Origin of the sequence: Siphonobacter aquaeclarae (assembly GCF_900103285.1) — a bacterium.
In the GTDB taxonomy this organism is placed as follows: Bacteria; Bacteroidota; Bacteroidia; order Cytophagales; family Spirosomataceae; genus Siphonobacter; species Siphonobacter aquaeclarae.
This window is the reverse complement of sequence record NZ_FNGS01000007.1, coordinates 133,645-154,229: the sequence shown is the minus strand read 5'-3', so window position 1 is coordinate 154,229 and position 20,585 is coordinate 133,645. Positions and strand designations below refer to the sequence as shown.

The 20,585-nt window shown below is 55.6% G+C and carries 18 protein-coding genes; 12 read left to right on the top strand and 6 right to left on the bottom strand.

Going from position 1 to position 20,585, the window contains the following annotated elements:
- Positions 1–108 precede the first annotated feature (108 nt).
- A complete protein-coding gene (locus BLR09_RS18550; RefSeq protein ID WP_176785608.1) occupies positions 109–789 on the top strand; it encodes a MotA/TolQ/ExbB proton channel family protein in 681 nt (226 codons plus the stop codon).
- Positions 790–819: 30 nt separating this feature from the next.
- Positions 820–1,224, top strand: a complete 405-nt coding sequence (locus BLR09_RS18545) for an ExbD/TolR family protein (RefSeq protein ID WP_093205716.1) — start codon at positions 820–822, stop codon at positions 1,222–1,224.
- Between the two features lie 200 nt (positions 1,225–1,424).
- Here BLR09_RS18545 and BLR09_RS18540 read toward each other — a convergent pair whose 3' ends face one another.
- Positions 1,425–2,894, bottom strand: coding sequence for a hypothetical protein (locus BLR09_RS18540; RefSeq protein WP_093205714.1), 1,470 nt, complete (start codon positions 2,892–2,894; stop codon positions 1,425–1,427).
- Positions 2,891–3,922 carry a plastocyanin/azurin family copper-binding protein gene (locus tag BLR09_RS18535; RefSeq protein WP_093205711.1) on the bottom strand — a complete coding sequence of 344 codons (1,032 nt, stop codon included), beginning with the start codon at positions 3,920–3,922 and terminating at the stop codon, positions 2,891–2,893. Before BLR09_RS18535 ends, BLR09_RS18540 begins: the two co-directional genes overlap by 4 nt.
- A gap of 323 nt (positions 3,923–4,245) precedes the next feature.
- Between BLR09_RS18535 and pyk the strand changes: the two genes are divergently transcribed.
- On the top strand, positions 4,246–5,757 hold the full coding sequence (gene pyk / locus BLR09_RS18530) for a pyruvate kinase (protein ID WP_093205708.1): 1,512 nt from the start codon (positions 4,246–4,248) through the stop codon (positions 5,755–5,757).
- Between the two features lie 64 nt (positions 5,758–5,821).
- Here the strand turns inward: pyk and fbp are convergent, their stop codons facing one another.
- Together fbp and pckA are read right to left on the bottom strand one after the other, a co-directional pair.
- The gene (gene fbp / locus BLR09_RS18525; protein ID WP_093206073.1) at positions 5,822–6,835 is read right to left on the bottom strand and encodes a class 1 fructose-bisphosphatase; all 1,014 of its coding nucleotides are present in this window, start codon (positions 6,833–6,835) and stop codon (positions 5,822–5,824) included.
- Positions 6,825–8,480, bottom strand: coding sequence for a phosphoenolpyruvate carboxykinase (ATP) (pckA, locus tag BLR09_RS18520; RefSeq protein ID WP_245689949.1), 1,656 nt, complete (start codon positions 8,478–8,480; stop codon positions 6,825–6,827). The genes fbp and pckA overlap by 11 nt, the downstream gene beginning before the upstream one ends.
- Before the next feature lie 133 nt (positions 8,481–8,613).
- Here pckA and BLR09_RS18515 point away from each other — a divergent pair, with 133 nt between their 5' ends.
- From BLR09_RS18515 to BLR09_RS18480, 8 genes are all read left to right on the top strand, one after another.
- Entirely contained in the window at positions 8,614–10,080 is a 1,467-nt protein-coding gene (locus BLR09_RS18515) for a helix-turn-helix domain-containing protein (RefSeq protein WP_093205706.1), read from the top strand.
- Positions 10,081–10,216: 136 nt separating this feature from the next.
- Positions 10,217–10,525, top strand: coding sequence for a hypothetical protein (locus tag BLR09_RS18510; RefSeq protein ID WP_093205703.1), 309 nt, complete (start codon positions 10,217–10,219; stop codon positions 10,523–10,525).
- A gap of 3 nt (positions 10,526–10,528) precedes the next feature.
- Positions 10,529–10,954 (top strand): hypothetical protein, encoded by a 426-nt coding sequence (locus BLR09_RS18505; protein ID WP_093205701.1) that lies wholly within the window; start codon positions 10,529–10,531, stop codon positions 10,952–10,954.
- Positions 10,955–11,253: 299 nt separating this feature from the next.
- Positions 11,254–12,564, top strand: a complete 1,311-nt coding sequence (locus tag BLR09_RS18500; RefSeq protein ID WP_093205698.1) for a TolC family protein — start codon at positions 11,254–11,256, stop codon at positions 12,562–12,564.
- Positions 12,564–13,637, top strand: coding sequence for an efflux RND transporter periplasmic adaptor subunit (locus BLR09_RS18495; RefSeq protein ID WP_093205695.1), 1,074 nt, complete (start codon positions 12,564–12,566; stop codon positions 13,635–13,637). The genes BLR09_RS18500 and BLR09_RS18495 overlap by 1 nt, the downstream gene beginning before the upstream one ends.
- A gap of 7 nt (positions 13,638–13,644) precedes the next feature.
- Entirely contained in the window at positions 13,645–16,761 is a 3,117-nt protein-coding gene (locus BLR09_RS18490; protein ID WP_093205693.1) for an efflux RND transporter permease subunit, read from the top strand.
- A gap of 77 nt (positions 16,762–16,838) precedes the next feature.
- Entirely contained in the window at positions 16,839–17,339 is a 501-nt protein-coding gene (locus BLR09_RS18485; protein ID WP_093205690.1) for a GbsR/MarR family transcriptional regulator, read from the top strand.
- Positions 17,340–17,415: 76 nt separating this feature from the next.
- Positions 17,416–18,090 carry a DCC1-like thiol-disulfide oxidoreductase family protein gene (locus tag BLR09_RS18480; RefSeq protein ID WP_093205688.1) on the top strand — a complete coding sequence of 225 codons (675 nt, stop codon included), beginning with the start codon at positions 17,416–17,418 and terminating at the stop codon, positions 18,088–18,090.
- A gap of 156 nt (positions 18,091–18,246) precedes the next feature.
- Here BLR09_RS18480 and BLR09_RS18475 read toward each other — a convergent pair whose 3' ends face one another.
- Positions 18,247–18,678 carry a DUF5606 family protein gene (locus BLR09_RS18475; RefSeq protein WP_093205685.1) on the bottom strand — a complete coding sequence of 144 codons (432 nt, stop codon included), beginning with the start codon at positions 18,676–18,678 and terminating at the stop codon, positions 18,247–18,249.
- 110 nt (positions 18,679–18,788) lie between these two features.
- Positions 18,789–19,400, bottom strand: a complete 612-nt coding sequence (gene yihA / locus BLR09_RS18470) for a ribosome biogenesis GTP-binding protein YihA/YsxC (RefSeq protein WP_093205683.1) — start codon at positions 19,398–19,400, stop codon at positions 18,789–18,791.
- Between the two features lie 123 nt (positions 19,401–19,523).
- On the opposite strand from yihA, the gene hemE reads away from it, so the two are divergent.
- On the top strand, positions 19,524–20,549 hold the full coding sequence (hemE, locus tag BLR09_RS18465) for a uroporphyrinogen decarboxylase (protein WP_093205680.1): 1,026 nt from the start codon (positions 19,524–19,526) through the stop codon (positions 20,547–20,549).
- The last annotated feature ends 36 nt before the right edge of the window (positions 20,550–20,585 follow it).

Sequence of the window (20,585 nt, the reverse complement as noted above, 5' to 3'; positions counted from 1 at the left end):
ATTTTCGCATGGAAATCCATCTTTATACAAGGAATCAACCTCCTATTTCGTATTTATAACGCGAATAGCCATTCCTCCAAAAAACCGATTCTGATTCTCTCCGTAAGCATGCTGTTACAGACTCTCACCATGACCGACTCCACTGCTGCGGCAGCGCAGGGCGGTGGCTCCATCAGCCTTCTTGAATTGCTCGCCGCCGGTGGCTGGCTTATGATTCCGATCGCGTTTCTGCTTTTTCTGACCATCTTCCTCTTCATTGAGCGCTGGCTCTACCTGAAGAAGGCGATCTCCCTCGGCGCTGCGTTTGAAGCGAGTTTCTGGGGACTGGTTCAGTCAGGCAACCTGAACGCCGCCCGTCAATTGTGCCGCAACGATCATTCGGCAGTATCGCGCGTGTTGGAAAAAGGCCTGAACCGGATCGGCACACCGATTCCGGAAATCGAGCAGGCTATGGGTAACTCGGCTCAGCTCGAGATTTCGCATATGGAAAAGAACCTGGGCCTGCTGGGTACCATTGCCGCTATTGCGCCGATGTTCGGTTTTCTCGGGACGGTTGCGGGGATGATCCGTGCCTTCCACGCGATTTCCGTCTCCAACAACCTGAGTATCGGGACGATTTCCGGCGGTATCTACGAAAAGATGATTACGTCTGCCTCAGGTCTCGCCGTTGGTATCCTGGCCTACGTGTTGCTGACGATCCTCAACGGGATGGTTGACCGCGCCGTTGCCCGGTTGCAGTCGGCTACCAACCAGTTCGTCGACGTCCTCTATCAGCCGGTTTCCGCCTGATAGCTTTTTCCGAACGTCAAACGCCTGTGTATGAAAATCGAACGCCGTAACCGGCATAAAGCGCATATCGAAGCCGCTTCGCTGTCGGATATCCTGTTTTTCCTGCTTTTGTTCTTCCTGATGGTCGCGACGCTGGCCAGCCCGACAGCTATGCAGATGCTGCTGCCCCAGTCGTCGACGGCTCCGGCAACGCCGTCGAAGGTCATCCACCTTTCGGTGATGCCGAACAAGATGTACAATGTCGAAGGAGAAACCGTCTCTTCTGATCAGCTGGAAAGCGCGCTCAGCAGCCGTGCCGACGGAGTCGAAAACCCCGTCGTACTCGTCCGCATTGAAAAATCAAGCCCGGTACAGGACCTGGTCGACGTCGCGGATGTCACCGCGAAGGTCGGGGCGAAGCTGGTGCTGGCTACTTCGGCGAAGCCGTCGAGGTAAGTGAGGATCCTGGTATTAAAGGAAAGCGTCCGGGGGTTGTGGAACCCCCGGACGTTTTTTTTGCGACCCCGGAGGGGTCTAATGCCATTGGCCCCGGGCGGCAGCCCGGGGAGACTGACGCTTCTGATAACCCGGGGCTTCCGCCCCAGGTTATTGGCGTTCGACCCCTCCGGGGTCTTTCCATGCCTACCAGCTTCTTTTTACCTCACTTTATTCAGCGTGTAGCAGGCCAGGCGGCTCAGCAGCGGCTCTCCGACTTTACCAACCAGGTCTCCGAGACGAAATTCGTAGATATAACCGGGCTTCAGTTCACCGAGCGTTACCTCGGCACGCAGGCCATCCGGAGAAAGGGTCACACCGGTCACTGTCACAGGCGTCTCGTCAAATTTCTTCGAGCCGTATTCCCGGTGATATTCGTAGTAGAAGCGTTTCACCGCAAATAATTCTTTGGGCGCGCTTTTCAGCGGACGGGTAAATGTCAGCGAAAAACCTTTGCTCGTCAGCGTCATACCGGCAATATCAAGGGGTGTTTTGCCTGTCCACCGGATGCGCTGGATTCCTTCGCTGCCTACCCAGCCGCGGTCGGTCTGCCCGACCCACAGGCTGCCATCCGGCGCAAAAGCCAGGCGATTGTTCCCCCGACGAAGCCCGTGCACATACAGCGGAATACAGGCGCCCTGCGTCTCTCCGCCTACTTCTTCCAGCAATACCCGCAGCAAAAACGGATGATCCATCTCGCCGACCAGCGTCTGATTCCGGAACGGACCAAATTTCCCACCCGTACGATCTACCACCGGTTGTGCCGGAGAATTGGCAACATATCCATGCGGAAAAGCCACGGCCTCCCGCGTACGCATCGAATCCAGCGTGGCCACGGGTAATGTCAGCGGATCTGTTTTCGGGAAACCCTCTTTCCATACCAGACTCGCCGGATGCCCGTAGAACCGGCCTTCCTTCACGACATATAACTTACTGGTACCCAGCCAGTCACCCTGATTATCGCACACGAGTAGCCTACCCGCCGCATCAAAACCAAGGGTATTGGGCGACCGGAACCCAAGCGCATACGGATGCAGCTTGCCGTCGGGAGTCAGCTTCATTACCCAGCCCCGGTACGGAACGCAGGAGTACATCCGGCCCGGGCGGCCAAGCGGATTATAGGTACCCCGTACCTCCGGCCGGATACCCGCGCCATTGGAAGCAGTATTCAGAGCGATGTACAGATTGCCTTTTGCATCCGCAACCGGTCCGAAGTTGAACTCATGGTAGTTACCTGTCATTCCGAAATCATCGGTAACAACGGCAAAGTCATCGGCCTTACCATCACCATCTGTATCCCGTACGCGGGTCAGCTCGGCCCGCTGCAAGACCAGTATCTCCTTCGCAGAAATGGCCTTGATACCCAGGGCGTCATGGATACCTTCAGCAAACAGGTACCAGCGGGCGGTTTTGGGCTGGTAGAAATAGATTTCGCCGCGGTGGAAGGTCGCGACGAGGCGCCCGTCCGGCAGAAAATCAATCGCGCCTACTTCTCCTTTCAGACCGGGAGGCAATGGTATATTCTCCGCCACCCAGGCCGTATCGCCCGGCGTGACAGCCGCGGCATGGTGGTGATGCTGCGCTGCCGCCTTCAAGCCGGTCAGTAACAGCAGAATCAATATCTTTTTCATGGACGGACGGCGAGGGAAAAGGTCGTGGATTGTGCGAGGAATAGTCCGCTTCCGGCCGGGTCGGCTCCTGTCGGAACAAAGGAACCTTTTCCGGAAGCATGAAAGTAAATTTTCCGGGAAGAAGGATTCCGGACGACGGCAAAGCGCCGCACCAGTCCGATTTCGCCGGGTAGTGCGGTAAGGGTCTCGTGGACTTCAATGTCATCGATCAGGTACCGGAATGTCGGCAGGCGGTCTTTTAGTTTATAGCCAAGGAAACGTACCTGTGGAATATGGTCGGGACTTCCTACCCGCAGCGGGTAATTGAGCGAATCTTCTTTCCAGTAGGTTTCTCCGACGATCTTCGAGTACTTGTCGCCTTTGGAGTACCATTGCTCCTCGTTGTCGACAAACCCGCCCGTCCACGCATAGCGCAGCCGGCATTGGGCCGCATCCCAGCAATAGGAGCTATTCCCGTCGAAACTTACCACAATAGCAGCCGGGCTTGCCCCCGGCACCCAGGTACGGTACAGCGCCGGGTATTCGAGTGCGAACGCATGCGCCGGCTCCTTTTTCGCTCCGAGTTTTTCCTTGACTATCGGGGCCAGATTAGGGTCCTTCGCGAGCGGCGGCAGGGGCTTCGAAGTAGCATACAGCGGCCCGTACATGATGAAGCCATGACCGGGATACGTACATACATAGGAATAGGTCCCTTCTTCCACGCGGAAGGTCACCTGCTCCGACGCGCCGGGAATGACGATTTTGGTCGACGCCACCACCAGGGGAGACTCCGGAACGTAATTTTTTTCCGCCGTTACTTTCAGCGCCTGCTCCACGACCGTCAGCCGCGCGCCGGGCCGGGTAACGACCAGGTTATGCGCCATGTCGTCGTAGTTTTCGAGGATTAGCGTCACCCGGCTGCCGGGCTTCACCTGAATGCGCGGAAGATCGTACTGCATGCCGGCAATGGCCTTGATGACGAGGGTCGTATCGGATTGACCCCAGGCCCAGAGCGGACCCAGGCAGAGAAGCAACAAAGTTCGGTACATGGCACAAACGTAAGAAGAGCGCGGCTGTTTTCCACCTTTCAGGCAAGACCCGATTCCGCGGCATTCTCCCTATGCCGCGGGGCGGCAGCTGCCTCCGCCGGGCGGAAAAAAGCGACGTTCCGTTCCTTCGGCAGGTACGCGAATATTGTTTGGAGCGATTTGGATTTGACATAGAAAAGGATGGAATCCATCGCTGTTTCGGGTCTGCCGCCAAAGAAAATTCTATGTTATCCCAATGTGAAACTAAACCCAAAACGCGGGAATCTCAGCGGTAACTCCTAACTTGCGGGCCTGGAAACCTGAACACTCGTATTTCCGCAAACATGCCTTACCAGAAAAAGACCAAAATTGTTGCCACCGTTGGTCCGGCTTCCCAATCCAAAGAAATGTTGCTGAAGCTCGCCCAGTCCGGTGCGAACATCTTTCGGCTCAACTTTTCCCACGGTACTCACGCTGACCATCTTTCGAGAATCCAGGCAATTCGTGAAATCAACGCCGAATACGGCTATAACCTCACCATTCTCCAGGATTTGCAGGGGCCCAAAATCCGGACCCAACTGGTTGAAAATAACGGAGTAGAACTGATTGCCGGTAACCCCCTGACCTTCGTCATGGACGAAACCCTGCTCGGTACTTCCGAACGGGTGGGAACGACCTATACTTCCATGTACCTCGACGTCAAACCGGGTGAGCGCATCCTGATGGACGACGGCAACCTGGAAGTAAAAGTTGACGACATCGACTACGACAAAAAAGAAGTACACACCACGGTTGTTTACGGCGGCATTCTGAAGTCCAAAAAAGGAATCAACCTGCCGGGTACCAAGGTCGGCCTGCCCGCCCTGACTGCCAAAGACGAGGAAGACCTCTATTTCGGTATTGAAAACGACGTGGACTGGATCGCTCTTTCCTTCGTTCGTTCGGCAGAAGACATCGCCGCTGTGAAGGAAAAAATCGCAGCCCGCGGCGGTCGCGCCAAAATCATCGCCAAGATTGAAAAACCCGAAGCCGTTGTGCCCGAAGTACTCGATGCCATCATCGATGCGACCGACGGTATCATGGTTGCCCGTGGTGATCTCGGAGTCGAACTCGATGGTGCCATGGTGCCCGAGTTGCAGAAAACGATGATCAAAAAGTGCATCAAGCACGCCAAGCCGGTCATCGTGGCAACGCAGATGCTTGAGTCCATGACCAGCTCTCCGCGCCCGACCCGCGCCGAAACCTCTGACGTTGCCAATGCCGTTCTCGACGGTGCTTCCGCAACCATGCTCTCGGCGGAGTCTGCATCCGGACAATACCCGATTGAAGCCGTTTCGACGATGTCACACATCATCGAAGCTGTTGAAATTCAACAAAATAACATCCCTATCGTATACGGGGACGAGTCGGCTATCTACTTCAAGAATCACATGCTGAAAGGCGAAGAAGATTCTCCGACCATCCTCAACGACCGGGTTATTGCTGCCGCCTGCCGCCTCGCACGGGACGTACGGGCCAAGGCTATCCTCTGCATCACCAGCAGCGGCTATACGGCTTACCGCCTGTCGTCGCACCGCCCGAAAGCCGATATTTTCGTCTTCTCGTCCGACAAAAACCTGATGACGCAGATGGGGCTTCTCTGGGGAGCGCGCGTATTTGAATACGACAGCGCCAACCAGAACTCGGAGCAGATTTCCCACAACATTGCCAAAATCCTGGTGAAGGAAGGTTACCTCCAGAAAGGCGACGTCTTCGTCACGCTGTTGAGCGTTCCTGCCCAGCAGGATCTCCGCACCAACACGGTCAAGATGGGAATTATCGACAAGATCGCTGACGAAGTAGAGGCCGGACAATAGTCTTCTTTGCTTTCTGAATAGAAAAACGCCGGTGTATGCCGGCGTTTTTTGTTTTCGGGGGAAACTAGGCTTCTTCCACTTCTCTCACCATCCGCGGGGAGCCGATGTACAGCGGGCAGCGCTGGTGTACCGATTGCGCCGGAACTTCCAGCAGGCGCTGAAAACCATTGCTCGCCGCGCCTCCCGCCTGCTCGTTGAGAAACGCCAGCGGATAGCATTCGTATAACAGCCGCAACTTTCCCTGCGGGGCTTTCGCCGTCGGCGGATACAGGTAAATCCCGCCCTTGAGCAAATTCCGGTGAAAATCCCCGACGAGCGAGCCGATATACCGGGCGGCATAGTTCCGCTCCCGGCACCGGTCGATATACGTGCGGATGCCGCCGGGAAAAGCAGGCAGATTTCCTTCGTTGACGGAATAGATCGCACCGTCTTCCGGCGTCCGGATCATCGGATGAGACAGGAAAAACTCGCCGAGCGAAGCTTCGTAGGTAAACCCGTTGACGCCGCGGCCGGTGGTGTAGACGAGTACGGTCGACGTGCCATACAGCACATACCCCGCCGCTATCTGAGCCGTTCCGCCTTGTAAAAAATCATCTAAAACAACCGGTGTCCCGAGCGGGCTGATCCGGCGGTAAATCGAGAATATCGTTCCGATGGATACGTTGACATCGATATTGGAAGAGCCGTCGAGCGGATCTATCGCGACAACGTACCGGGCCTGGTCGTTTCCGGTATAGAGGATTTCTTCCTCTTCTTCCGAAACGATACCGGCTACTTCTCCCCCGTTGGTCAGCGCCCGCATAAAGCGGATATGGGCGATGACATCGAGCTTTTGCTGGGATTCCCCCTGGCAGTTGGCAGCGCCGCTCGCCCCGGTGATATCGACCAGACCGGCGCGGTTGACCTCCCGGTTGACAATTTTGGCCGCCAGCGCGATGTCCCGGAGGAGCTGGGACAACTCTCCCGTCGCAAACGGAAAATCCTGCTGGTTCCACTTGATGAAGCGGTCGAGCGTCACGCCGACAGGCAAAGCCAGTTTTTCGTCGATCGTATCGCGTACAAGGCGGTTATCCTTCATAGACAGGCTCCGGACGGCCAACCAGCACATCGGCGCTGACCCGTCCTTCGAATCGGTTGAAATTCTTCTGAAAGGTCACGGCCAGTTTGTTGGCTTGCAACAGGTACTCACCTGCCGACGCCCATGTCAGCCGCGGGCATAACAGCTCATCGGGCACTCCCGGGCAGTGTACCGCCCGGGCCACGCCGAACACTTCGTCGGGCTCAAAGGCCGTCAGCTGCCCTTCCAGCGCTGCCGAAATCATGGCCCGTGTGTAGCGCAGGGGAATGCGGGAACCGGTACCATAGCCGCCGCCGGTCCATCCGGTATTGACGAGCCAGACGTTGACGTTGTACTTCCGGATTTTCTCACCAAGCATCTCTGCATATACAACCGGATCCAACGGCAGAAACGCCGCGCCGAAGCACGCTGAAAAGGTACTGCAGGGCTCCGTCACCCCTACTTCCGTACCCGCCAGTTTGGACGTGAATCCGGAGAGAAAGTGGTACACAGCCTGGCCTGGCGTCAGCCGCGAAACCGGCGGCAGTACCCCGAAAGCATCCGCCGTGAGAAAGAAGATATTTTCGGGAATGCCTGCGACGGAGGGCAGTAACGCTCCTTGGATATACGTCAGCGGATAGGCCGCCCGGGTATTTTCGGTAATAGCATCGCTGGCATAGTCCGGCGTTCGGGTTCCGTCGATAAACGGGGTATTTTCCAGCACGGCGCCGTCGCGCACGGCGGCAAAAATCTGCGGTTCCCTTTCAGCGGATAATCCGATGGCTTTCGCATAGCAGCCTCCTTCGAAGTTGAAAACGCCGGTATCCGACCAGCCGTGTTCATCGTCACCTACGAGGCGGCGGTCGGGATCAGCCGACAGGGTTGTTTTTCCTGTCCCGGACAAACCGAAAAAGACGGCGGTATCGCCCTGTTTTCCGACATTGACGGAGCAGTGCATGGGCAATACGCCGCGCTCGACCGGCAGCAGCAGATTCAGCACCGAAAAGACTGCTTTCTTGATTTCACCGGCATAGCCCGTCCCGCCGATGAGTATGCGCTTCCTGGCTACGTCGATAACGGTAAAATTACCCTGACGGGTACCGTCTGTCTGCGGGTCCGCTTCGAATTCAGGAATACTGTAAATGGTCCATTCCGGCGCAGTATTGTCCGTTTCGATAAAGAGATGCGAAACGAAGAGGCTTTGCCAGGCGAGTGTCGTCACCACCCGGACATCCAGCCGGTAGTCGTCGGCGGCGCAGGCACGGGCATTGCGGACGAACACCTCCCGCCCTTTCAGGTATGCTTCCATTTTCCGGAAAAGTCCTTCTGCCTGTTCGGGGCGGATGGCCTGGTTGACATCTCCCCAGGCGATCCGGTCCCGCGTGAACGCGTCGGATCCCCAGAAGCGGTCTTTGGGAGAACGACCGGTAAACCGGCCGGTCATCACACGCAGGGCGCCGGTATCCGTCAGGACACCTTCGCCCCGGAGAAGGGCTTTTTCAAGCAATTCGGCAGCGGAAGCAGGACGGCTGTCCGTTTCGGGCTGAAGTACGGGAGCATTGACCATAAAAAATGAAGGAATAAACCGATAAATCCGGGACGAGGCAGGGACCGGATACGGAAGCTCCGTAACCGACGGAACAAAGGTATTTGCGAATTTTTTCATTTTAGCGAATTTTCGCTAAAAATATTTTATTCGCTGAAAATGATAGCAGGAAGGCAGTTTTTGATCGACGGTGCCTTTCCGGGGTTGATAATCCGGGAAACCTGCTTCTATTTCGCGGAAAGAATCAGGTACGATGGCATCCCACAATTCGGAAAAAGTACGGCTTATCTTCGGCATGAAACTCCGGCAGCTTCGCCAGGAGAAAGGTATTCTGTTGACCGAGCTGGCCGAAAAAGCCGGATTATCCGTATCCTATCTCAACGAAATCGAAAAAGGGAAAAAGTACCCCAAGGCAGACAAGATACTGGCCCTGGCCGACGCCCTCGGCAGCGACTATGACGCGCTGGTTTCCATGAAACTCAGCAAACCGCTCGAACCGATTGCGGAGCTGTTCAACTCGAATATCCTCCAGGAAATCCCTTTTGAGCTGTTTGGTATTGAGCCGTCGGACCTGCTGGAGCTGCTCGCCCAGGCCCCGGCGCGGACGAGCGCCTTCATCAGTACCCTCATCGAAATCTGCCGCAACTACGGGATGCGCGTCGAACAGTTCTACTTTTCGGCGCTGCGGAGTTACCGGGAGCTGCAAAACAACCATTTCGAAGACCTGGAAATAGCCGCCGAGCGGTTTCTGGCTGAAACAAAAGCTCCGCTCTCAGAAGTAACGCTGGAGCTCCTGCTGACCGAAACCTACCGGTATCAGGTGACGTATTTCACTGAAAAAAGCCATCCCGATCTCAGGACGATCCGATCGGTCTTCCGGCCCGAAACCCGTACGTTGCTCGTCAATGAGACCCTCACGCCGGCACAGCGGGCGTTTACCTTCGGCCGGGAAATCGGGTATCAGGTACTGGCGATCAAAGACAGGCCCTATGTATCGTCTGTTCCAGAAGCGGAGTCGTTTGAACAGGTACTGAACAACTACCGGGCTTCCTATTTCGCCGGCGCGATTCTGATGCCGCGGCGGGAGCTTATTCCGGCACTCGACGCTTTTTTCAGCCTTGAAACCTGGCAACCGGATGCTCTCAAGGCTCTTATTGGCCGGTTTCATGCCACACCGGAGATGTTCCTTCAACGGGCCAGTAACCTGCTTTCGGGGCATTTCGGCATTTCCCAGTCGTTTTTTCTCCGGTTTGATCACCTCGCCGGTGATACGTCGTTTCATCTTTCAAAGGAACTGTACCTTACCAGTCTCCATACCCCGAATGCGGCGCTGAACGAACGGTATTGCCGACGCTGGGTAGCTCTTACCATTCTTCAGGAGCTCGCCGCACTGCAGCAGGCCGGCACGTGGGACGGCGACCCGCTCTGCCGGGCGCAGGTTTCGGAGTATGCCGATACCGGCACGCGTTTTCTTGTTCTTTCCATTGCCCGGCCTTCCCCGCCTACGCCCGGGAAAAACAGCAGCCTGTCGCTCGGCATGGCGGTTGACGAAAACCTGATTTCCCGCATCCGGTTTCTGAAAGACGTACCTGCCAGCCTCGTAGGCGAAACCTGCGAGCGCTGCGCCGTCGCTCCCTGTGCCGAACGGGCGGCAGAACCGGTTGTTCTCCGCAAAAAAGAGCAGCTGGACCGCATCCGCGAGGCGGTTCGCCGCCTCTGAGCATCCCTCAAATTAGGGATTTTCTCCTCCCTTACTTCTCTCCAGATTTGCTTCCTCAGCGTACCTGCCACCCGTCCGGCTGAAAGGACGGGCGCGAATCGTCACCGCGTTCCGTGACCTCAAAACCGTCAGTGCCATGGCTATCAAAGGAAGTGAATTCCATGTGGTTCTGGGAAACATGAAGCTTTCCCGGGAATCCGAGCAGCGCATTTCGTCGGCTATTCAGAAAGCTGTGCTCAGTGAGCTGGCCGCCTATAAGCCGAATCCGGACGATCCCGGTAACCCGTTCGGGCCGCGTGTCCCCGGCGGCGGAGGCCCTCATCCCCACATTATCCTGAGACCGGAATGGCTGGGGATCATCATGCACCGGCTCGAAGGCATCCGCGAACTCGAAGGAGTAGCGAAAGAACTCGAGAAAGTAGGCCAGCAACGTTTTCTGGGTTAGGCCATGATCACGCCGCATACGACGCTGTGCCCCAGCGCCAAAGCTGAGCCGGGGGCACTGGTCATCGGGATCGTTTCGGAAGACCGGGTCGACCTGCTGCCCGAAGCCATTCCGGTGACCGAAACCCTGCAGCAACAGTTCGGGCAATTGGAAAAGCCGGAGAAGCACTTCCGGTTTGCCAACCGCTGCGTCAAATCGGGTTGTCAGCAGTGGCACGACGGGCGGTGCGGCGTGATCGACCTTCTCGACCGTCTCAATCCCGACGCCATCGCCCACCTGCCTGTGTGTGCCATCCGTCCGCAGTGCCGCTGGCACGGGCAGGTAGGCCCCCGGGCCTGTTCGCTATGCCCTTTCGTCCGGACTGACAACCGCCCTTCCGAGGAAGAACAACTGGCTTACATCGCCGGGCATGAGATTCCGGCTTCCTGATGAATTTTTCTGCCAGCGCATTTTTTATGTCCTGAATAACCTGCAACCAGACTGCACCGTTTCGATTGCCGTTGCCGCCGGAGTTTTCCGGCGGCATTTTTTGTGTTCGAAGGAAAAGTGGCCGCATGGTTTTGGAAATCAACATTTTACTATCTTCCCTCAGATTTTAATCCGCTTTTAAATTTTCTTTAAGACCCCTATAAAGTCCCCGGGAAACCTTTGTCCCAGGCAGAGCAACCCATATCCCACTATATCCACCATAAAAAAACCGTATCATCACCCCGATACGACCCGTCGCTGTGAAACTCCTGATAAATTCCTTTCCGGATGTCCGGAAAGTGCGGAAGCTCATCCTTTCGCTGCTCGTCTTCCCATTGGCGCAGACGGCCTTCGCGCAGGCGGATACCATTCGCCTGACGCTGCCGCAGGCCGAGGAGCTTTTTCTCCGGAAAAACTTCGTTCTCCTCGCTCAGAAATACAATGTCAACCTCGCAGAGGCGGCCGTGCAGCAGGCACGTCTCTGGGATAATCCCAATCTTCAGGTCGAAGTCAACGCCTATAACCCGAATACCGGCAAGCTGTTTCCGCTTGTTAACCGCACTCATGACCCTATGAACCCTTCCGGCGGGTCCTATTCCTGGCAGTTGCAGCAGATGATCAACCTGGCCGGACGTCGGAGCAAGCTTGTTGCCCTCAACCAGACCAGCGTCGACATTCAGCAGGCTACTTTTCAGGACGTCATGCGGGCGCTTCGCTTCCAGCTCGCCCAGACCTTTGGTAATCTGCAGGCCGAACAGGCGCAGGTGCAGCTTTTGCAGGAAGAACGGCAGCGCCTGTCGGGCCTGATCGACGCCTTCCGGGCACAGCTCAAACTCGGTGTGGTCGCGGAGTATGAAGTCACCCGCCTGGAGCTGGAACAGAAAAATGCAGATGCTGATCTCAGTCGGCTACAGGCACAAATCAGTCAGGATGAAGCTTCGCTCCGGGTACTGCTGGCCGATGCGGGGACTACTTACTACGTTCCCGACATGCCTGCTTCCACGGCGGCCCAACCCGAACTGAACAAGCTCCTGGATGAGGCCCTCGCCCAGCGACCCGATCTTCAGGTCGCACAGAAACAGGGCATTTTTGCCAGCCGGAACCTCACCTACCAGAAGTCGCTCGCGACGCCGCAACTACTGCTGGGCGCCGATTACGAACGCTTCGGGAACGCATATCCGTCTTACCTGGGACTACAGGTGGGTATGGACCTGCCCGTCAAAAACCGGAATCAGGGAAATATCCAGGCAGCGAAAGTCGGGATTGAGCAGGCCAAAGACGTGACCAGCCAGGCTGAACTACAGGTACGGCAGGACGTTATCTCCGCCTGGCAACAATGGCAGAACGCCCTGGCGCTGAAAGCCGGTATCTCCGATGATTACCTCGGCCGCATCGCGGAAATCAGCCGGAATGCGACTGCCGACTATCAGAAGCGCGTGATCGATCAGGTCAGTTTCATTGACAAAATCCGGTCGTATAAAGACGCTCAGCTTAATCTCATTCAGCTCAATAACCAGGTCTTCCAGGCGCAGCAACAGCTCAACTTTGTCACCAATACCCACTCCTTCTGATGAACAAGCCATTCTTCTTACTGCTTCCGCTGGCGTTGATGACGCTGGCGTGCAACCGCACCCCGAAAGAGCAGGAAACGGTGAGCAAAGACACCAGTTCAGCCTTCAAGACTGACACCGTACATCTTCAGGGTTTCAAACAGGAACTGCAGTTTACGGGCGAAGTGACGTTCGACCAGAAACAGGTCAGTCGTGTATTCCCGATCGTCAGCGGGAATGTAGTCGACGTGCACGCTGAGCTCGGAACCTTCGTCAAACAGGGACAGTCCCTTGCGACCATCCAAAGCGCCGATATCAGCCAGTATCAGCGGGATTACAATCAGGCCAAGGCTTCCTATGACATCGCCAAACGCAATGCTGATAATGCCGAACAGCTGTACAAGAGCAAGTTTTCGAGCGAATCGGACCTGATCAATTCCCGGAAGCAACTCGAAATCGCTTCCTCTGAACTGGATCGCTCTTCGCAGGTACTGAAGCTGTATGCGGCGAACGGCTCTTCGCAGCCGACCTATACCGTCAAGGCCCCCGTCAGCGGATATGTGGTCGAGCGGAATGTCAATCCGAATACGCAACTCCGTTCGGACAACGGCAACAGTCTCTTCACGATTTCAAACCTGTCGGACGTGTGGGTACTGATCAACATTTATGAATCCGATATCGAAGCGGTGAAAGTCGGCCAACCCGTCAACATCAAAACCCTCGCCTACCCCGACAAGGTATTTGAGGGCAAAATCGACAACATCAGCCAGGTGATTCAGGACGACAGCAAAGTACTTCAGGCGCGCGTTGTCCTGCACAACCCCGGCGGGCTCCTGAAGCCGCAGATGTTCTGTACAGCGCAGATTCACATCGAACGACCGGAACAATTACTGGCTGTCAACCCTAAATCGGTGATTTTCAGCCAGGACAAGTATTATGTCATTCTCGATGAAGGGCATGGGAAGTACAAACCGGTGGAGGTGAAGGTACTCCGCAGTACCTCCCGCTACAGCTATGTCAAGGCTAACCTGAAAGACGGAGACGCCGTCGTCACGGAGGGAGCCCTCCTTCTTTTCAACGAATTAATGGATTAGTCCGGCCATGAATAAGCTCATCAAAAGCATCATCGGCTTTTCCCTCCGGCATAAAGGCATTGTGTTCATGATGACGGTGCTGGTCATCATTGCCGGAGCGGTCAGCTTTTACAATACGCCGGTCGAAGCCTATCCCGACGTCACGAATACCGAAGTCGTCATCATCACGCAGTGGCCCGGCCGGAGCGCGGAAGAAGTAGAACGGTTTATTTCCATTCCCATCGAAACGGAAATGAACTCCATTTCACACAAAACCGCTATCCGCTCCATCAACCTCTTCGGTCTTTCGTTTATCAAGATTGTGTTCGAAGACGGTGTGGATAACTTCAACGCCCGGATGGAAGCAAGCCAGAAGCTGGCCAATGTAAACCTGCCCGACGGCGTCGACGCGGAAATCCAGCCGCCGGCCGGCCCGACGGGCGAAATCTACCGGTACACGCTCATTTCGCCGAACAAAACGTCTACCGAACTGAAAACCCTGCAGGATTGGGTGATCGAGAAAAACCTGAAGGCCGTACCGGGCATCGCGGACGTCGTCAGCTTCGGGGGGCACGTTAAAACATTCGAAGTAAGCGTCAATCCGGCGTTGCTGGCGAAGTATGATCTCACCGCGCTGGATGTATATGGGGCGCTGCAACGGGCCAATGTGAACGTCGGCGGGGATATTCTTCGCGAAGGCCAGCAGGCGTTTGTTGTCCGCGGGATCGGGATCGTGAAAAACGTCCCCGACATTGAAAAAATCATCGTCAAGAACATCAACGGCGTACCGGTACGCATGTCGAATCTCGGTACCGTTCATGAATCCGCCCTGCCGCAACTGGGTATTGTCGGGCGGGATAGTCACGATGACGTCGTCGAAGGTATCGTCCTGATGCGGAAAGGCGAAAACCCCGGCCTGGTACTGCCCAAGCTGAAGGAAAAGGTAGACTACCTTAACTCGGTCGTACTACCGGCCGGTGTGAAAATCAAGGTTTTCTACGACCGGACCGAACTCAACAACCATACCCTTCATACCGTCGGGGAAAACGTCATCATGGGTATTATCCTGGTGACAGTCATTCTGCTGATTTTTCTGGCAGACTGGCGGACGACGGTGACCGTCGCCATCGTCATCCCCCTCGCGCTGCTCTTCGCGTTTATTCTGATGCGGATGAAAGGCATGTCGGCCAACCTGCTTTCCATCGGCGCGATCGACTTCGGTATCATCATCGATGGGGCCGTGGTGATGGTAGAAGGGCTGTTTGTCATGCTTGCGCACTGGGCGGAGAAGGAGGGTATGGAGCGGTTCAACAAACGGGCGAAACTCGGGCGGATCCTGAAGACATCGGTGGAAATGGGCAAATCCATTCTGACGTCCAAGCTCATCATTATCACCGCTTTACTGCCGATTTTCTCCTTCCAGAAAGTAGAAGGGAAACTGTTCAGTCCGCTGGCCTTTACGATGGGTTTTGCCCTGCTCGGCGCGTTGCTGCTGGCGCTGACGCTGGTACCGGTACTCAGCAGTATTTTCCTGAACAAAAAGGTGCGGGAGCGGCATAATCCGGTCATTTCCTGGCTGAACCGAAGCTATGCTCCCCTGCTCGATCACGTGATGGATCACCCGAAGCGGGCGCTGGTAACGGCGCTTGTCGCCCTGGGTATTGCCCTCGGGTCTTTCCATTTTGTCGGGTCGGAATTTCTCCCCCACCTCAACGAAGGGTCCATTTACGTGCGGGCCAGTATGCCGCTGAGCATCAGCCTGGAAGATTCCTACCACTACACCCGGAAGTTCCGGCAGGCATTCGAGGAATTTCCGGAAGTACGGGGCGTTATCTCTCAAACCGGCCGGCCGAACGACGGTACCGATGCGACGGGCTTCTTCAACCAGGAATTCTTTGTCGACCTCTTTCCGAAAGAAGAATGGAAGCGGGATATATCCAAGGACGAACTCATCGCCGAAATGCAGGCGAAACTCGCCAAGTACCGGGGTATTGACTTCAACTTTTCCCAGCCCATCTCCGACAACGTGGAAGAAGCCGTGTCAGGGGTAAAAGGCTCTATTGCAGTGAAGATACAGGGGGACGACCTCCATATTCTGGACAAAAAAGCCGACGAAGTATACGCCATACTCAAGAAAGTACCCGGTATTCAGGACCTCGGTATTTTCCGCAACCTCGGGCAGCCCGAGCTGTTGATTACCCTCAATCCGGATAAGATGGCGCAGTACGGGGTAGACGCGGCAGATGCCAATGCGGTTATCGAAATGGCGATTGGCGGCAAGGCCGTCAGCCAGGTATTTGAAGGCGAGCGGAAGTTTGACCTGCGGTTGCGGTATGATTTGCCGTTCCGGTCGTCCATCGAGCAGATATCCAACCTCCAGGTACCGACGCTCAACGGCGGTAAAATACCTCTGAAAGAAATCGCTGACATCGGCAACGTCGCCGGACCAGCTTTTATCTACCGGGAAAACAATGCACGCTTCATCGCGGTGAAGTTCTCCGTCCGCGGCCGCGACCTCGGCAGTACCATCGAGGAAGCCCAGCAGAAAGTCGGCGCTGCGGTGAAGCTCACCAAAGGCTATGAAATGAAGTGGAACGGGGAATTTGAAAACCAGCAACGGGCCGAAAAGCAGCTTGCGATCGTCGTTCCGATCAGTATTCTGCTGATTTTCTTCATCCTGTTTGCCGCGTTTGGCAATGCGCTGGACTCGGTACTAGTGCTGCTGAACGTACCCTTCGCCCTCATCGGCGGTATTCTGGCGTTGTTTTTCACGGGTGTGAACTTCAGTATTTCGGCGGGTGTCGGGTTTATCGCGCTGTTTGGCGTGGCGACGCAGGACGGCGTCATCCTCGTCAACAAGTTCCGGCAAAACCTGCACGAGCGCATGCCGCTGGTAGATGCTATCAAAGATGGCGCCCGCTCCCGGTTACGGCCGGTCGTGATGACCGCGCTGATGGCGTCACTTGGTCTGCTGCCGGCGGCCCTGTCCACCGGTATCGGCTCCGAAACCCAGAAACCGCTGGCGATTGTGGTTATCGGCGGATTGATAACGGCCTCTATTCTATCCCTGCTCATTTTGCCGACCGTCTATGAATGGGTCTACAGCAGCCGGGAGCGCAGGAAGAAGCTGATGAAGGGAGAATAGTTCTTCTCCGAATTTTCGACCGGAATTAAATTTTCAAAAAGTTTTGAAAATTTAATTCCGGTTCTTTCTTTTGCATCATGACGTACGACGAAGGCAAAGAGGCACTGGTTCAGGCCTGGGGAACGCTGGGGTCCCAGTGGGGTATCAGCAGGACGATGTCGCAGATTCATATTCTGCTGCTGACTTCTCCCGAACCCCTGACGACCGAGGACGTCATGGAGCAGTTGCAGATCTCCCGCGGAAACGCCAACATGAACCTGCGGGACCTGATTGGCTGGGGCATCATCCGGAAAGTACTGCGGGCCGGCGAGCGGAAGGAGTACTTCGAAGCAGAGAGGGACGTCTGGAAAGTGGCGATGCAGGTAGCCCGTGAGCGCAAACGCCGGGAGCTGGAGCCGCTGCTCGCGGTACTGGACCAGGTATCGACGGTAGAAGGCGAAGGCCCGGAAATAGCGAGAATGACGGAGGCCGTCCGCGACCTGAAAAAGTTCGCCAATAATGCCGACCGCCTGCTCGATACCATGATCAAAGCAGAAGAAAACTGGTTCTGGGGAAATTTCCTCAAAGTACTCCGTTAACGGAATCAATGGCCTTCAGGCCTTTTTTCAGTGAACAAACTTTCAATTATTCCTGAAAATTCAAATAGTTCAAACTATGAAAGTATTGATATACGACGATGCCTGCCCGCTCTGTACCTGGTATTCCGGGGAGTTTGTGAAGCGGGGCGCAGTAGATAACCGACTGGCTTTCAACCAACTACCCCACCGCCTACGGAAAGCGATTGATCTGCAGCGGGCATGCTCCGAAATTCCGCTGGTGGATACCGAAACCGGGCAGGTAGACTATGGTGTAGCAGCAGTACTTCCCGCATTGGGGCGGTTGTTCCGGTATGGCGGTTTGTTTCGCTCAGCAGGTATGCTCGCATTGGCCCGACCGGCGTATGCGCTGGTTTCGTATAACCGCCGGATTGTCATTCCGGTAGCGCATCCCCGGGAAGGGTTCGATCCGGCGCCTCCGTTTCACCGGGGCTGGCGACTGGCCTTCCTGGCTGTGCTGCTTGCTGTCATCGCTGGCGTTCAGTATTTTCTGAGTAGTCAGACAGGGGAACCGGTGTGGGTACTGTCGCTGGGTGTCGTCGCGCTGGTAGCGACAGGCGGACTATACAAACACCCCGCCGCGTGGGAATATGCCGGCCGGGCGGCTCTTCGTTACGCCGGCTGGAGCCTGCTTTCGCTACCGGTAGCTTTTCTTTCCGGTCTTCCGGCGCTGCTTGTCTGGTGTTTGTTTCAATATGGTTTTTTTGTTCACCTTTTCCGGATGCGGGGGTGACAGCGATACCGGCAATCTGCCAACCTGATTTCTTCTACCTACCCGCATGTCACCGCGGCGTTGGAACAGCTACTGCGGTAATGTGTTTATCCAATCCACGAAAAAGCCCCCGGAGATTTTCCGGGGGCTTCTGTTATGTTTCAGGAAGGGGTAGCTTTAAGCAGCTGCTTCTTCCGTCGCTTCGTCGGCATTGAATACTTCGGGGAGGTATTGCGACAGCAGGTTATACCACACGATCATCTTCTTGATGTCTGACGGGTATACTTTTTCCTGATCGAATTCAGGGAACACGCTGCCGAGGAATTCGCGCAGATCGGCGTCGGTAGCCGTTTTGGTTTCCAGTTCTACCTTCTCGCCGTGCTTTTCGCGGATCGCCGTGAAAATGTCCGGAAGGGGCTTCGATCCTTCTTCGCTTTCTGAATAAACGGAAATTTCTTTCAGAACGGAGACGCGCGCATTCGCGCCGACTACCGTGCGGCCTTTTTTCTCATCGATCGTTTCCACGATAACCCCGGTGCGGGTCGGCTTCAGGATGCGGTACAACCCGGGCTTGCCGGAAATGTGGGCGATTTCTTTTAACAATTCCATACGTTGTGGTTAGAAGACGGACCGCTTCCCGCCCAAACGGGAGATCCCTGGATCCGCTCTGTCAGTTACTATTTCGTTTCGTTCTGCAAAAGTAGCCAAAGGAAAGGCCATTACCGACGAACGCTCTTAAATTCCGCGTTCAATTCTCCGATCGCCTGCGTTATTTCGTCGCGACCCAGTCCGTCAACGGACGAAGTCACAAAGTATTTCGGCATTTCCGAGAAAAATTGCAGGAACCCTTCGCGGTAGCGGGTAACCTTTGCCGTCAGCTGATTCTTCGTCAGCTTGTCGGCTTTCGTAAAGACGATGTAGAAAGGAATCTGTGCCTCGGCAAGCTGGGACATGAATTCCAGGTCGATCGACATCGGATCATGTCGTACATCCACCAAAACGAACGTACAGACCAGGTTCGGCCGGTTTTCCAGGTATCCGAAAATCATCGGCTCGAATTTCTCCTTCTCGCTCTTGCTGATTTTGGCGTACCCGTAACCCGGCAAATCGACGAGGTACCAGGTATCGTCAATGCCAAAGTGGTTGATCAGCTGGGTTTTACCCGGCGTCTGCGAAGTCTTTGCCAGGTTTTTCTTTTTGACAAGGCTATTGATCAGGGAGGATTTCCCTACGTTCGATCTTCCGATAAAGGCATATTCCGGCCGGTCCGGTGGCGGGCACTTTTGCCAGTCGGTATTGCTGACGACAAAAACGGCTTGCTTAATCTGCATTGGTTTTCAGTTTGCCGCAAAGGTACGAAAATCAGGCGGGGGTTCCGAAAATCGCTGGCAGACCGGCGATTTCCCCCTCTGCATACCTCGCGGCAAACCGTTTTCGCCTGCTATCTTTGCGGCATGGAAGTTCTTCAAAACGATTTGTTTTTACGGGCGGCCCGCGGCGAGGAAACCGAGCGCGTTCCCGTATGGATGATGCGGCAGGCCGGCCGCATTTTGTCCGAATACCGCGCCGTCCGCGAAAAAGCGGGCAGTTTTATCCAGCTCTGTACCACTCCCGAGCTGGCCGCAGAAGTCACCATTCAGCCTGTTGACCTCCTCGGTGTCGACGCCGCCATTATCTTCTCCGATATCCTCGTTGTTCCGGAAGCGATGGGCCTTCCCTATGAAATGGTCGAAGCCCGCGGGCCGGTATTTCCGACGACGGTACGCACCGCTCAGGATGTGGATAACCTCCGCGTGGCTGATCCGGAAGCCGACCTCGGCTATGTACTGGAGGCCATCCGGATCACAAAAAAAGAGCTGAACGGCCGGGTACCCCTTATTGGCTTTGCCGGCGCGCCATTTACCATTCTGTGTTACATGATCGAAGGAAAAGGATCGAAGACCTTCTCCGTCGCCAAGAAATACCTCTACGCAGAGCCGGAGCTTTCACACCGCCTGCTTCAGAAAATCACCGACAGTACCATTGCGTATCTCAAAGCGCAGGTAGCCGCGGGCGCCAACCTGGTCCAGTTGTTCGATTCCTGGGCAGGTATTTTGTCTCCGCAGCAGTACCGGGAGTTTTCGCTGCCCTATATCGCGCAGATCTGTGACGCATTGCAGCCGCTGGTACCGGTGACGGTTTTCGCCAAAGGTGCTTTCTTCGCCCGGCGGGAAATGAATACGCTGAACTGTTCAGTCGTCGGGCTCGACTGGAACATGGACATTACCGAAAGCCGTGAAATGCTGCCGGATAAGGTCCTCCAGGGGAATCTCGATCCCTGCGTGCTCTACTCCGACTACCCGGAAATCCGGAAGCAAACCCGTGAGATGCTGACACAATTCGGCCGCCGGAAACACATCGCCAACCTCGGGCACGGTGTTTATCCCGATACCGATCCGGATAAAGTGCGGTGTTTTATCGATACGGTAAAAGAATTTTAAGTACTAAAAAGGCCTCAGGAATGTCCTGAGGCCTTT